This is a genomic window from Streptomyces sp. cg40, from assembly GCF_050320165.1.
Classification (GTDB): domain Bacteria; phylum Actinomycetota; class Actinomycetes; order Streptomycetales; family Streptomycetaceae; genus Streptomyces; species Streptomyces hokutonensis.
Window position 1 is genome coordinate 6,045,613 of the sequence record NZ_CP190128.1, and the last position, 13,419, is coordinate 6,059,031.

13 protein-coding genes are annotated in these 13,419 nt (G+C 70.5%); 6 read left to right on the forward strand and 7 right to left on the reverse strand.

The genetic code is table 11. The features are described 5' to 3' along the window. Nucleotide 1: 1 nt before the first annotated feature. Both ACQHII_RS27065 and ACQHII_RS27070 read right to left on the reverse strand, forming a co-directional pair. Nucleotides 2-1,642 (reverse strand): threonine/serine ThrE exporter family protein, encoded by a 1,641-nt coding sequence (locus tag ACQHII_RS27065; RefSeq protein ID WP_427921750.1) that lies wholly within the window; start codon nt 1,640-1,642, stop codon nt 2-4. Nucleotides 1,643-1,746: 104 nt separating this feature from the next. After that, on the reverse strand, nt 1,747-2,238 hold the full coding sequence (locus ACQHII_RS27070; protein WP_019070224.1) for an inorganic diphosphatase: 492 nt from the start codon (nt 2,236-2,238) through the stop codon (nt 1,747-1,749). Between the two features lie 79 nt (nt 2,239-2,317). Here ACQHII_RS27070 and dacB point away from each other — a divergent pair, with 79 nt between their 5' ends. The 6 genes from dacB to folE all read left to right on the forward strand — a co-directional run bounded on the left by dacB (nt 2,318) and on the right by folE (nt 10,070). Continuing rightward, nucleotides 2,318-4,045, forward strand: a complete 1,728-nt coding sequence (gene dacB, locus ACQHII_RS27075) for a D-alanyl-D-alanine carboxypeptidase/D-alanyl-D-alanine endopeptidase (protein ID WP_427921751.1) — start codon at nt 2,318-2,320, stop codon at nt 4,043-4,045. Nucleotides 4,046-4,129: 84 nt separating this feature from the next. Continuing rightward, nucleotides 4,130-5,251 (forward strand): zinc-dependent metalloprotease, encoded by a 1,122-nt coding sequence (locus ACQHII_RS27080; protein ID WP_200713461.1) that lies wholly within the window; start codon nt 4,130-4,132, stop codon nt 5,249-5,251. Nucleotides 5,252-5,444: 193 nt separating this feature from the next. Next, on the forward strand, nt 5,445-6,485 hold the full coding sequence (gene tilS / locus ACQHII_RS27085; RefSeq protein ID WP_427921752.1) for a tRNA lysidine(34) synthetase TilS: 1,041 nt from the start codon (nt 5,445-5,447) through the stop codon (nt 6,483-6,485). Nucleotides 6,486-6,550: 65 nt separating this feature from the next. Then, the gene (hpt, locus tag ACQHII_RS27090; protein ID WP_093627540.1) at nt 6,551-7,111 is read left to right on the forward strand and encodes a hypoxanthine phosphoribosyltransferase; all 561 of its coding nucleotides are present in this window, start codon (nt 6,551-6,553) and stop codon (nt 7,109-7,111) included. 186 nt (nt 7,112-7,297) lie between these two features. After that, nucleotides 7,298-9,331: an ATP-dependent zinc metalloprotease FtsH gene (gene ftsH, locus ACQHII_RS27095; protein ID WP_019070219.1), complete on the forward strand. Its 2,034-nt coding sequence runs from the start codon at nt 7,298-7,300 to the stop codon at nt 9,329-9,331. Between the two features lie 133 nt (nt 9,332-9,464). After that, nucleotides 9,465-10,070, forward strand: coding sequence for a GTP cyclohydrolase I FolE (gene folE / locus ACQHII_RS27100; RefSeq protein WP_019070218.1), 606 nt, complete (start codon nt 9,465-9,467; stop codon nt 10,068-10,070). A gap of 83 nt (nt 10,071-10,153) precedes the next feature. On the opposite strand, the gene ACQHII_RS27105 is transcribed toward folE, so the two are convergent. From ACQHII_RS27105 to folP, 5 genes are all read right to left on the reverse strand, one after another. Continuing rightward, nucleotides 10,154-10,642 carry a DUF3180 domain-containing protein gene (locus ACQHII_RS27105; protein WP_427921753.1) on the reverse strand — a complete coding sequence of 163 codons (489 nt, stop codon included), beginning with the start codon at nt 10,640-10,642 and terminating at the stop codon, nt 10,154-10,156. A gap of 59 nt (nt 10,643-10,701) precedes the next feature. Then, a complete protein-coding gene (folK, locus tag ACQHII_RS27110) occupies nt 10,702-11,313 on the reverse strand; it encodes a 2-amino-4-hydroxy-6-hydroxymethyldihydropteridine diphosphokinase (RefSeq protein WP_427921754.1) in 612 nt (203 codons plus the stop codon). After that, nucleotides 11,310-11,669: a dihydroneopterin aldolase gene (folB, locus tag ACQHII_RS27115; protein WP_019070215.1), complete on the reverse strand. Its 360-nt coding sequence runs from the start codon at nt 11,667-11,669 to the stop codon at nt 11,310-11,312. Before folB ends, folK begins: the two co-directional genes overlap by 4 nt. A gap of 257 nt (nt 11,670-11,926) precedes the next feature. Then, on the reverse strand, nt 11,927-12,430 hold the full coding sequence (locus ACQHII_RS27120) for a nuclear transport factor 2 family protein (protein WP_093627538.1): 504 nt from the start codon (nt 12,428-12,430) through the stop codon (nt 11,927-11,929). After that, a complete protein-coding gene (folP, locus tag ACQHII_RS27125; RefSeq protein ID WP_427921755.1) occupies nt 12,427-13,335 on the reverse strand; it encodes a dihydropteroate synthase in 909 nt (302 codons plus the stop codon). Before folP ends, ACQHII_RS27120 begins: the two co-directional genes overlap by 4 nt. Nucleotides 13,336-13,419: the final 84 nt, after the last annotated feature.

The window sequence follows — 13,419 nt, forward strand, 5'->3', positions numbered from 1 at the left end:
CTCAGAACCCCCGAGTCCGCTTGGCAGCCCGCCGAGCCCCAGCGGACGCCCCCGGCACCCGCAGGAACAACCGCGAGATCTCCGACCCCAGATTCACCCCGATCGCGATGGCCATGGCGAGCGACGCCGCCGTGGCCAGCGACACCAGTCCCTTGTCGACCTCGTTCTGAGCGATCGCCAACAACCCGAAATACGTGGCGGACCCTGGCAACAGGGGCCCGATCGCCGCGGTCGTGTACGGCAGCGCCGACGCGAACCGGTACCGGGACAGCAGCTGCCCGAACAGCCCGACGAGCCCCGCCGCGACGGCCGTAGAGGCGACCGGTGAGATCCCGGCGACGTAGTGCATCGCGCCGTACACCGACCAGGCGACGCCTCCGTTGAGGGAGACGAGCAGGACGGTGGATCGTTCCTGCTGGAGCAGGACGGCGAAGGTCAGGGACAGCAGGACGGACGCGCCGATCTGCCACAGGGGGCGGTGGGAGTTGCCCAGGGCCACGTCAGGGTTGAGCTGGGCGTCGAACTTCACGCCGAAGTACAGGACGGTCAGCACGCCGGCCACGATGCCGACGAAGAAGTACATGACCTCCAGGAGCCGCGCCGCCGCGGTGATGTAGAAGCCGGTGAGCCCGTCCTGCACGCCCGCCACCAGCGCCCGCCCGGGCAGCAGAGCGAAGAGACCGCCGGTGATGACCGCGGAGGCCTTCACGTCGACGTCGGCGACCGTGAGGGCGACCCCTATCGCGGCTGGCGGCATCGCGGCGACCGTGAACTGGTAGAACTCCGGCAGCCCGCGCCCCGCGCACAGCCAGGCCAGCCGGTCGCCGAGCATCGCGCCGAGCGCGGCGGCGAAGAAGACGACGACGTCACCGCCGACGAGGACCGAGGCGGCGCCCGCCAGCAGCCCGCCGGCCCCGGTCAGCACCCACCCGGGGTACGGGTGCCGGTTGCGGCGCATCTCCGCGAGCCGCCGGTAGGCGTCCTCCAAGGAGAGTGCGGTTTCCGGGTCGCTGAGGTCCTGTACCAGCCGGAACACGGCCGCGAGCCGCGTGTAGTCGGTGCCCCGGCGCCGTACGGTCCGGGACGCCGTCACCGGATCGTCCACCAGGGAGGGCTGATAGGAGATCGAGAGGAGGGTGAAGGTGACCGTCGGCTCGCAGCGGTCGAGGCCGTAGGAGCGGCAGACCGCGAACATCGCCGCCTCGACGTCCTCCGCGCCCTCCCCGCCCGCGAGCAGCAACTCGCCGATGCGGAGCGTCAGATCGAGCACGCGCGGGACGGCGGGGCCGCTGTCGTCCTGCTTCTGCACCGGCTCGGGCGCGGGCCGCTCGGTCACCGGCATGCGCAGCATCGTGCGCATCCGGTCCTGCCAGGGCACGTCCTTGGTGAGGCTGACGAGGGGAATGCCGGTCGGCGGGGTGAAGGCGGGCGGGGCCTGTCTGGCGCTGTAGGTGCTGGGCGGACTGAACGCCGATCCCTCGGACTCGTCCGCGGCCGGCGTCGTCACGTCGAGCCCGCGTGGAACGGCGAACTCGGATGTCGTAGAAGACTCCCCGTCGACCGCCGCCTCGACTCCCGGGGGAGCCGTGAACGCGCTCCTGGCCTCGTCCGACTGCGGTTTGCGGTCCTCCGATTCCGTCACTCCGTAGCACTCCCTGTACGACGCCTCCGGTGATCCTCAGTATGCGCACAGACAGGAAAACGGGCCGCACGCGTGCGCGTGCGGCCCGTTCTGCGGCAGGGGGCTCAGTGGCCGCCCTGCTCCTTCAGTCGCTTGTACGAGCGCTCGATCTCCGCCTCGGCGTCCGTACGGCCCACCCAGTTGGCACCCTCGACCGACTTGCCGGGCTCCAGGTCCTTGTAGACCTCGAAGAAGTGCTGGATCTCCAGGCGGTCGAACTCCGACACGTGGTGGATGTCACGCAGGTGCTCCACACGCGGGTCGGACGCCGGGACGCACAGCAGCTTGTCGTCGCCGCCGGCCTCGTCGGTCATCCGGAACATGCCGATCGCGCGGCACTTGATGAGGCAGCCGGGGAAGGTCGGCTCCTCCAGGATGACCAGCGCGTCCAGCGGGTCGCCGTCCTCGCCGAGAGTGTTCTCGACGAAGCCGTAGTCGGCCGGGTAACTGGTCGAGGTGAAGAGTCGACGGTCCAGGCGGATCCGACCGGTCTCGTGGTCCACCTCGTACTTGTTCCGCGAACCCTTCGGGATCTCGATCGTGACGTCGAACTCCACCGGTGGCTCCTCCATGATCAGCACATAGTTCTGGTGGTTAAGTGTCCCTCACGCAGGTGTGTGATCGCGAAAGGGGCTGGTGGTCGTGCCGGAGCTGAGGCCTTGGCGGGCCGCGAGACCGCATGTGGCGCGGGTCGCGCGAGCCGTCCGGCCCCGTCTCGAGCGGGCCGCGCAATCCGTGAAACCCCAGGTCACACGGGTCAAGCAAGCCGTGAGACCGCGGGTCGCACGGATCAACCAGGCCGTGCAGCCCCGGGTCGCGCGGATCGCCCAGGCTGTGAAGCCCCGGGTGACGCGGCTCACTGACGCCGTGTCACCGAAGATCACCCGGCTCGTCCGAACCGTGTCACCGCGGGTCGCGAAGTTGCCGCGGCCCGACCGAACCTGGCGGTTCGCCGCCGTCGCCACCACCGCAGGGATGGCGCTGGCCGCCGTCGTGGTGACCGCCGCCGGTCCCTGGGACTCGTCCGGTCAGCGTACGGCCGAGCGGGACCACGCAGTCGCACAGGAACGTTCAGGTGGCGTAGATCACGGCCGTAATTCCGATACGTCCGCCAAGGCACCCCGACCCGCGCCGAGCGCCGCATCCGTCCTGGTCGCCCTCGGCGGTTCCGCGAGCACGCTGAAGTCCGCGCCGACCGGTACGGCCCTCGCGGACGTGCTGAACCCCCTCCTGGACAACGCGGCGCTCGGCACCCGCCACACGGCCGCCGTGGTGGACGTGTCGACCGGAAAGCGCCTCTACGGAGTGGGCGCCGAGGACGCCCTCACCCCCGCCTCGACCACGAAGATCGCCACCGCCGTGGCCGCGCTCTCCGCGATGGGCGCCGACCACCACATCACCACCCGCACCGCCCTGGAGCCCGACACCAAGGAGCTCGTCCTGGTCGGCGGCGGCGACCCCACCCTGACCGCCCACAAGGACGCCGAGGGCTGGGCCAGCCTGCGGACTCTCGCCGACAGCACGGCCGCCGCCCTGAAGAAGCGGGGCGTGCGCGAGGTGACGCTGTCGTACGACACGACCCTGTACGCCGGTTCCGAACTCCACCCGATCGGGGACAACGACAACCTCGCCCGGGTCAGCGCCCTGACGGCCGACGAGGGTCGTACCGACGACTCCTCCAGCGGTCCGGTGCGGCGTGTGCCGGACCCGGCGGCGGACGCGGCCAGGAAGTTCGCGGGCTTCCTCCAGGAGCACGGCATCAAGACGACGTCCCCGGGGCCCTCGAAAGCGACCGCGCGCGCGGACACCCTCGCCACGGTCTCCTCGCCCCCGCTGTCCGACATCGTCGAGCGGATGCTGACCAACAGCGACAACGACATCGCGGAGGCCCTGGCCCGCCAGACCGCCGTAGCGACGGGCAAGCGGGCCGACTTCGACGGGGGCGCCGCCGCGATCGCCGCTCAGCTGAAGAAGCTCCAACTCCCGGTCAAGGGCGCGGTGTTCAACGACGGCAGCGGCCTCAACCGCGACGACCGCCTCACCGCCGACCTCCTCACCGCTCTCCTCGTCAAGGCCGGCGCCCCGGCCCACCCCGAACTCCGCCCGGTCCTCACCGGCCTCCCCATCGCCGCTTTCACCGGCACCCTGACGACCCGCTACACGGACGCGACGGGCGCGGCGGGGGTGGTGCGGGCCAAGACCGGCACCCTGACGGGCGTCAACACGCTGGCGGGCACGGTCGTGGACAAGGACGGCCAACTCCTGGCCTTCGCCTTCCTGGCGTCGAACACGACGAACAAGCTGGAGGCCCAGGCGGCCCTGGACCACACGGCGACGGCGTTGGCGGCCTGCGGCTGCAGTTGAACCGCGGGGCAACGTTCCGACCGAGCCCGCCCCTGCCGCCCTCGTGCCCTGCCCCAAGCGGCGGCGCTCACGTACGGTTGACGCATGACGAGCATCGGTGGTGCCGAGATGGTCGACTGGAATCTCGCGGTGGCGACCGCGACCCGACTCGTGCGGCCGGGCCCCGAGGTGAGCCGTGACGAGGCCCGGGCCGTCGTCGCGGAGCTGCGCCGGCATGCGAAGGCCTCGGAGCAACACGTCCGGGGATTCACCCGGATGGGCACGGACGACATCCACGACACCCCGATCCTGGTCGTCGACCGCCCCGGCTGGGTGCGGGCGAACGTCGCCGGGTTCCGGGAGATCCTCAAGCCGCTGCTCGACAAGATGCAGGAGCGGCGCGGCAACACCCCGGGCGGCGCGGTCTTCGGCGCGGTCGGCGGCAAGGTGACCGGCGTCGAGCTGGGCATGCTGCTGTCGTTCCTGTCCTCGCGCGTGCTCGGCCAGTACGAGACGTTCGCCCCGGCGTCCCGCGAGCTGCCGGCGGGCGCGAAGGGCGGGCGGCTGCTGCTGGTCGCGCCGAACATCGTGCACGTGGAGCGCGAACTCGACGTACAGCCCCACGACTTCCGGCTGTGGGTGTGCCTGCACGAGGAGACGCACCGCACGCAGTTCACTGCCGTGCCCTGGCTGCGGGATCACCTGGAGGGCGAGATCCAGTCGTTCTTGGGGGAGACCGAGGTCGACCCCATGACCGTCCTGGAGCGCATCCGGGAGGCCGCCCAGTCGCTGGCCGGCGGCCGGCCCGAGGGCGAGGAGGACGACGAGGGCCGGTCCCTGGTGGAGATCGTGCAGACGCCCGCGCAGCGGGAGATCCTCGGCCGGCTCACCGCCGTGATGTCCCTCCTGGAGGGGCACGCCGACTTCGTGATGGACGGCGTCGGCCCGGACGTGGTGCCGAGCGTCGCGGAGATCCGCGAGAAGTTCCAGCAGCGGCGGGCCAAGGGCGCCTCCCGGCTGGACTCGGCGCTGCGCAAGCTGCTGGGCCTGGACGCCAAGCTGCGGCAGTACCGGGACGGCGAGCGATTCGTACGCGCGGTCGTCGAACAGGTGGGCATGGACGGCTTCAACCGTGTGTGGACCTCCCCGAACACGCTGCCGACGAAGACGGAGATCGCCAAACCGGCGGACTGGGTCGCGCGGGTGCACCGCAAGGCCGAGTCGTGAACCGGTCGCGGACGGGGTGAAACGGATTCGGCCGACGGCAGGCGAACGCCCCCGCAATCACCCGTCCGAGGGACCGTGAGCGATGGGTGGGCGTGCGATGCTCGGGGAACGCCCCGGTTCTGTCACCATCTACACACTCTGAGTGACCGGATCTCGGGCCAACCCCCCGAAAACTTCATGAAGGGAACCGGACATGGGTCCCCATCCTGCGGTCGCGGCGATACGCCTGGCGGTCCGCCGCGTCCTCCACGACATCCTGACCGACCACGAGGCCCTCCAGACCGTCGGCGCCTCCCGGCACACCCCGCACGAGCGCCCGCCCTCGCCGCTCGTGCTCGTGGCATGCTCCGGCGGCGCCGATTCCATGGCGCTCGCCTCCGCACTCGCCTTCGAAGCACCCAAACTCGGCATCCGGGCCGGCGGCATCACCGTCGACCACGGCCTCCAGGCCGGCTCCGATCTCCGCGCCGACGAGGTCGTCCTGCGCCTGCGCGAACTGGGCCTGGACCCCGTCGAGGCCACCGCCGTGACCGTGGGCCGCGAGGGCGGCCCCGAGGCAGCCGCCCGGGACGCCCGCTACGCCGCCCTCGACGCCTGCGCCGCCCGGCACGGCGCCGCCGCCGTCCTGCTCGGCCACACCCGCGACGACCAGGCGGAAACCGTCCTGCTGGGCCTCGCCCGCGGCTCCGGCATCCGCTCCCTGTCCGGAATGGCCGCGGTCTCGGGGGCCGACGGCCGTTACCGCCGCCCCTTCCTCCAGCTCGACCGGCAGACCGCCCGCAAGGCCTGCATGGTCCAGTCGCTGCCCGTCTGGGACGACCCGCACAACGCCGACCCCGCCTACACCCGCTCCCGGCTGCGCCACGAAGGCCTGCCCGCCCTGGAGAAGGCCCTCGGCAAAGGGGTCGTAGAAGCGCTCGCTCGTACGGCGCAGCTCTCCCGGGACGACGCCGACGCCCTCGACACCTGGGCCAGCCAGGCCGAGACCTCCGTACGGGACGCCACCGGCCTCCTGGAGTGCGCCAAGCTCTACGCCCTGCCGCCCGCCGTGCGCCGCCGCGTGCTGCGCCGGGCCGCCATCCAGGCGGGCGCCCCGGCCGGTTCGCTGTTCGCCCGGCACATCGAGGAAGTCGACCGCCTGATCACCGGCTGGCGCGGCCAGGGAGCCATCAATCTCCCGGGCAAAGTCGTCGCCCAGCGCCAGGGTGGCAGACTGGTGATTCGGCAAGGCTGAATCGACACCCCCTCCGGACCTCCGGGGGCGGGACCAGGTAGTAGCCGGTGGGACGACCGAAAGTGATGCGGGTGGACGCGAAAGACATGGGTGACGACCTCCAGTCGGTGCTCATCACCAAGGAAGAGATCGACGCGAAGCTCGTGGAGCTCGCCGCGAAGATCGACGCGGAGTACGCGGGCAAGGACCTGCTGCTCGTCGGCGTCCTCAAGGGCGCGGTGATGGTCATGGCGGACCTCGCCCGGGCACTGTCCACCCCCGTCACCATGGACTGGATGGCCGTGTCGTCGTACGGCGCGGGCACCCAGTCCTCCGGTGTCGTGCGGATCCTCAAGGACCTCGACACCGACATCAAGGGCAAGCACGTCCTCATCGTCGAGGACATCATCGACTCCGGTCTGACGCTGTCCTGGCTGATCTCCAACCTGGGCTCCCGCGAGCCCGAGTCGCTGAAGATCTGCACCCTCCTGCGCAAGCCGGAGGCGGCCAAGGTCGCCATCGACGTGGAGTGGGTCGGCTTCGACATCCCGAACGAGTTCGTCGTCGGATACGGCCTCGACTACGCCGAGAAGTACCGCAACCTCCCGTTCGTCGGTACGCTCGCGCCGCACGTCTACGGCGGCTAGGGCCACTCGGCCCAAGCCCTGTAAGACGATCGGGAACCCCAGCGGGTTTCGCGCCGTTGGAGCATGCAGACACGTCTCCCAGCCGTCCCGTGCGACTTCGGGCAACATTGCTGGGGTACGGTCAGAAGAACTGTCTTTATCAAACTCACTATGGCAGGAGGGACGGAGCGAATTCGCTCCGTATGGATGGACGTGAAGCGATACTTCCGTGGGCCGGTCATGTGGATCGTGCTGGCCGTCCTTGCCGTGGTCGTGTTGATGCAGGTCGTCGGCTCGTCCGGCGGCTACAAGACGGTGGACACCGGCCAGGTCGTCCAGGCGATCAACGACAACAAGGTCGAGTCGGCCAAGATCACCACCGGTGACGAGCAGACCATCAAGGTCACGCTCAAGAGCGGCTCCAAGGTCGACGGCAGCTCCAAGATCCAGGCGAGCTACATCGGCGACCAGGGCGTGGACCTCGCGGCCACGCTGCAGACCAAGTACCAGGACAAGCAGATTCCGGACGGCTACACGGTCTCGCCGACGAAGCAGAACGCTTTCGTCGGGATCCTGCTGTCCCTGCTCCCCTTCGTCCTCATCGTGGTCGTCTTCCTGTTCCTGATGAACCAGATGCAGGGCGGCGGCTCCCGAGTCATGAACTTCGGGAAGTCCAAGGCCAAGCTCATCACCAAGGACACCCCGAAGACGACGTTCGCGGACGTCGCGGGCTCCGACGAGGCCGTCGAGGAACTGCACGAGATCAAGGAGTTCCTCCAGGAGCCGGCGAAGTTCCAGGCCGTCGGCGCCAAGATCCCCAAGGGCGTACTCCTGTACGGCCCCCCCGGCACCGGCAAGACCCTGCTGGCCCGCGCGGTCGCCGGCGAGGCCGGGGTGCCCTTCTACTCGATCTCCGGTTCCGACTTCGTCGAGATGTTCGTCGGTGTCGGTGCCTCCCGAGTCCGTGACCTGTTCGAGCAGGCCAAGGCGAACGCCCCGGCGATCGTCTTCGTCGACGAGATCGACGCGGTCGGCCGCCACCGCGGCGCCGGCCTCGGCGGCGGTCACGACGAGCGCGAGCAGACGCTGAACCAGCTGCTCGTCGAGATGGACGGCTTCGACGTCAAGGGCGGCGTGATCCTCATCGCCGCGACGAACCGGCCCGACATCCTCGACCCGGCCCTCCTGCGCCCCGGCCGCTTCGACCGCCAGATCGCGGTCGACCGTCCGGACATGCAGGGCCGTCTGGAGATCCTCAAGGTCCACCAGAAGGGCAAGCCGGTCGCACCGGACGTCGACCTCTCCGCGGTCGCCCGCCGTACGCCGGGCTTCACCGGCGCGGACCTGAGCAACGTCCTCAACGAGGCCGCCCTGCTCACCGCCCGGGGCAACCGCAAGCTGATCGACAACTCCATGCTGGACGAGGCGATCGACCGTGTGGTCGCGGGCCCGCAGAAGCGGACCCGGATCATGTCGGACAAGGAGAAGAAGATCACCGCGTACCACGAGGGCGGACACGCCCTGGTCGCGGCGGCTTCCCCCAACTCCGACCCGGTCCACAAGATCACGATCCTCTCCCGAGGCCGTGCTCTGGGCTACACGATGGTCCTGCCCGAAGAGGACAAGTACTCGACCACGCGCAACGAGATGCTGGACCAGCTGGCCTACATGCTGGGCGGTCGCGCGGCCGAGGAACTGGTCTTCCACGACCCGACCACGGGTGCCGCGAACGACATCGAGAAGGCCACCGCCACGGCCCGAGCGATGGTCACGCAGTACGGCATGACCGAGCGCCTCGGCGCGATCAAGTTCGGCGGCGACAACACCGAGCCCTTCCTGGGCCGGGAGATGTCGCACCCGCGCGACTACTCGGAAGAGGTCGCCGCGCTCGTCGACGAAGAGGTCAAGAAGCTCATCGAGAACGCGCACAACGAGGCCTGGGAGATCCTGGTCGAGAACCGTGACGTGCTCGACGCGCTCGTGCTCCAGCTGCTGGAGAAGGAGACGCTGAACAAGGAGCAGATCGCCGAGGTCTTCGCTCCCATCGTGAAGCGCCCGGCCCGCCCCTCGTGGACCGGCTCCTCCCGCCGTACGCCGTCCACCCGCCCGCCGGTGCTCTCCCCCAAGGAGCTGTCACTGACGAACGGATCGAACGGCGCGGGTCCCGCGATCACCGCCGGTGCGACCGCCGAGTCCTCTCCCACGCTGGAGAAGGCCCCGGAGGAGCGCCCCGAGAACTGACGCGCGTCTCACACGGTCTGAAATGGAAGCCGCGCCCCCCGGGATTTAGCCTGGGGGGCGCGGCCTTTCCATATGCCCGCAACTGAGGCGTGTGTCCCGCACACGCGTGACCCGCACAGGAACGAGGCACGACATGACCGACCCCGTGACGCTGGACGGCGACGGAGCGATCGGCGTCTTCGACGAGAAGCGCGCCGAGAACGCCGTACGGGAACTGCTGATCGCGGTCGGCGAGGACCCGGACCGGGAGGGGCTGCGGGAGACGCCGGGGCGGGTGGCTCGGGCGTACAAGGAGATATTCGCGGGGTTGTGGCAGAAGCCCGAGGATGTGCTGACGACGACGTTCGACCTGGGGCACGACGAGATGGTGCTCGTGAAGGACATCGAGGTGCTGAGCTCGTGCGAGCATCACCTGGTGCCGTTCGTCGGGGTCGCCCACGTCGGGTACATCCCGTCCAGCGACGGCAAGATCACGGGGTTGTCGAAGCTGGCGCGGCTGGTGGACGTCTACGCCCGGCGGCCGCAGGTGCAGGAACGGCTCACCACGCAGATCGCGGACTCGTTGATGAAGATCCTGGAGCCGCGGGGGGTCATCGTCGTCGTCGAGTGCGAGCACATGTGCATGTCTATGCGCGGGGTGCGGAAGCCCGGCGCCAAGACCATCACTTCGGCTGTGCGGGGGCAGTTGCGGGACTCGGCCACCCGTAATGAAGCGATGAGTTTGATTATGGCTCGCTGAGGTCGTCTGCCGGGTGCGGCGCCGTTGTGGCTGGTCGCGCAGTTCCCCGCGCCCCTTGGGGGCGCCTCCAGTGAACGGTGCGATCAGGTCACCGGTGTCGCCCCCGCCGCGTTGTTGTCGTCGTCCTCGGGCAGCTTGCAGACCCGCTCCAGGAAGATCGCCGCCGCTATGACCGCGATGCCCGCCAGGACCGAGAAGCCGGCGTAGATGGCCTGGTCTCGGCGGGCGGGGATGTCCAGGGACTCCAGGAGGTAGGCGCCCGTGCCGCCGTACATGCCGGCGACGAGGGCGGCTACCAGGGCGCTGGCCTGGCCGAAGACGACCGCGCGGGCGGCCATCAGGGGGTCGACTCCCTTCGCGCCGGCGCGGCGCTCGCGCTGGGCCTTGAGGCGGGCGCGCAGCGAGAGCGCCGTGGCCAGCAGGACCGCCGCGATCACGGCGAGGACGATCGGCGCGGCCAGCGGGACGCTGGGCAGGGTCCCCACCGCGCTCCACAGTCGCGCACCCGCCCAGGACAGCACTCCGGCGACGACGAACACGCCGGCCAGCACCCTGATCCGCAGCTCTCTCACGGTGTCCCTTCAGCTCCCCGTGCCCTGTCCGGGCGTTGTGGTCGTCTCGACCTTAACGACTACTCGGGCAGCCGGAGTTCCAGGTCCTTGCGGGGCGCGACACCGTCACGGGTGATGTCGTCCAGGAGGGCGGCGACCGGGCCGTGGCCGGGCAACTGCGCCTCGGGTTCCACGTCGTGCCAGGGGACGAGCACGAAGGCCCGTTCGTGGGCGCGCGGGTGGGGGAGCGTCAGCACCGGGTCGTCGGAGACGACGTCGGCGTACGCGACGATGTCGACGTCGAGCGTGCGCGCGCCCCAGCGCTCCTCGCGGACCCGGTGGAAGGCCTCCTCGACCGCGTGCGCCCGCTCCAGCAGGGAGGACGGGGGCAGGGTGGTCTTGAGGACGACGACCGCGTTGAAGTACGAGGGCTGGCTGCCGGGCTCGACGCCCCAGGGCTCCGTCTCGTAGACCGGGGACACGGCCTTGATGCGGACGCCGGGAGTGTCCTCCAGGGCGTCGATGGCGCCCTGGAGCGTCTCCAGGCGGTTGCCGAGGTTGGCGCCGATGGAGATGACGGCGCGCTTCGGGTTGCTGAGGGTGGTGTCGGCGGCGTCCACCTGCCGTACCACGGAGGCGGGTACCGGCTGGACGGTCGGGTCGCTGTGACCCTCGGTGAACGAGAAGGTCATACTCGGCTCCGGGTGATGGTGACGGTCACGTCGTCGAAGGGGACGGTGATCGGGGCGTCCGGCTTGTGGACGCGGACCTCGACCTCCTCGACCCCTTCGTGCTTCAGGCAGGTCTGCGCGATGCGCTCGGCGAGGGTCTCGATGAGGTTGACGGGCTCGCCCTGGACGACGGCCACGACCTCCTCCGCCACGATGCCGTAGTGCACGGTCTTCGTCAGGTCGTCGTCGGCGGCGGCCGGCCGGGTGTCCAGGCCGAGGACCAGGTCCACGATGAAGGTCTGGCCCTCCTCGCGCTCCTTCGGGAACACGCCGTGGTACCCGCGGGCCTTGAGGCCGCTCAGCGCGACACGATCCACGCGAATCACTCCTGCAATCGTCGGTGGTGGCCGGTTCGTACCGGGTGCGGGCGGTACACCAGCCTCGAACGAATCTACCTGCGGGCACTGACAGCGCCGGGCCGCGAGGGCGTGGGCGCCGTCCGGGCCCGCAGGTTTTGCCGACCGTTTCCCCCGGGGAACCCGGCGGCTCATGGGTCGGTAGCCGCCCCTACCCGCCGGTTCGTGATTCCAACCACTTCTTGGTCCCGACGGGCGCCCAGGGTGCGGTTACCCACTCAGGAGGGTGACTCGTCGCCTTCGTCCTCGTCGTTTTCGGCCAGGACCGGGGACGCGTGGTGCGACCAGAGCTTCCAGCCCTCGGGGGTGCGCCGGAACACGTTCGTGGCGACCACGAGCTGGCCGACCAGGGGGCCGAGTTCGTCGCTGTCGTCGGGGGCCGGGCCGCCGCTGAGGATGTTCTCCGTGCAGGTCACCAGGGCGGTGTCGCCGGTCACCGAGACGTGCACGTCCGTCAGGAAGAACTGGATGTAGTCGGTGTTCGCCATGATCAGCGCGTACGACCGCAGGACCTCGCCGCGGCCGGTGAGCACCGGCCAGCCCGGGTGCACGCAGGAGATCACTCCGGTGTCCGCGGGGTCGTGGTACTCCTCGTCGACGCCCAGGTCGGCCGGGGTGAGCCAGAGCGCGGACAGCTCGTCGAAGTCGCCGCGCTCCAGGGTCTCGTAGAACGCGGTGTTGGCGAGTTCGACCTGCTCGACGTCGGTGTGGGGGGCGCTCACCGGGCTCCCTCGGAGCTGATGCGCGAGGCCGTGCGGGCGCCGAGGGCGCGCGCTCCCTCGACGGCTCGGGCGACGCGTACGGCGTCCGCGGTGGCGTGCACCTCGTGGACGCGCACCGCCCAGGCGCCGGCGTGCGCCGCGAGCGCGGAGACGGCGGCGGTGGCGGCGTCGCGCTCGCGCGCGGGCGGGGGCGCTCCCTCGGGGCCGGCGAGGACATGGCCGAGGAACCGCTTGCGGGAGGCGGCGACGAGCAGGGGGTGGCCGAGGCCGAGCAGCCGGTCGAGGTGGGCGAGGAGGACGAGGTCGTGCTCGGCGTCCTTGGAGAAGCCGAGGCCCGGGTCGACGACGATCCGGTCGGGGGCGACGCCTCCGGCGAGAACGGCCTCCACGCGTGCGTGCAGCTCGTCGACGACTTCGGTGACGACGTCGTCGTAGACGCCCCTGACGTTGCCGCCCTCCAGGAAGCCGCGCCAGTGCATGACGACGAAGGGGGCGCCCGAGGCGGCGACGACCGGGATCATCGCGGGGTCGGCGAGGCCGCCGCTGACGTCGTTGACGAGGGCTGCGCCGGCCGCGAGGGACTGCTCGGCGACGGAGGCGCGCATGGTGTCGACGGAGACGGTGACGCCCTCGGAGGCGAGGCCGCGCACTACGGGGATGACGCGTTTGAGTTCCTCGGCCTCGTCGACGCGGGTGGCGCCGGGGCGGGTGGACTCGCCGCCGACGTCCACGAGGTCGGCGCCCTCGGTGACCAGACCGAGGCCGCGCTTGACGGCGGCCGTGGTGTCGAAGAAGCGGCCGCCGTCGGAGAAGGAATCAGGGGTGACGTTCACGACCCCCATGACCGCGCACCGGTCCCATTCCGGAAGACCCGCGACGCGCCCGCGCCCGCTCTGCTTGCTCATACGTTCAGCGTAGGCCTTGGACGAGGGGCCACGGTCCCGCGGGCCGGACGCAAAGGGGCCGGTCCGGGCGATCGCGCCCCGCGC

Excerpts from the sequence above, each read along its gene's own strand:
- ACQHII_RS27080 (WP_200713461.1), top strand. The coding sequence starts at position 4,130 with ATGACGAGCATCGGTGGTGCCGAGATGGTCGACTGGAATCTCGCGGTG.
- tilS (WP_427921752.1), top strand. The coding sequence starts at position 5,445 with ATGGGTCCCCATCCTGCGGTCGCGGCGATACGCCTGGCGGTCCGCCGC.
- hpt (WP_093627540.1), top strand. The coding sequence starts at position 6,551 with ATGCGGGTGGACGCGAAAGACATGGGTGACGACCTCCAGTCGGTGCTC.
- ftsH (WP_019070219.1), top strand. The coding sequence starts at position 7,298 with ATGGACGTGAAGCGATACTTCCGTGGGCCGGTCATGTGGATCGTGCTG.
- folE (WP_019070218.1), top strand. The coding sequence starts at position 9,465 with ATGACCGACCCCGTGACGCTGGACGGCGACGGAGCGATCGGCGTCTTC.
- folK (WP_427921754.1), bottom strand. The coding sequence starts at position 11,313 with ATGACCTTCTCGTTCACCGAGGGTCACAGCGACCCGACCGTCCAGCCG.
- folP (WP_427921755.1), bottom strand. The coding sequence starts at position 13,335 with ATGAGCAAGCAGAGCGGGCGCGGGCGCGTCGCGGGTCTTCCGGAATGG.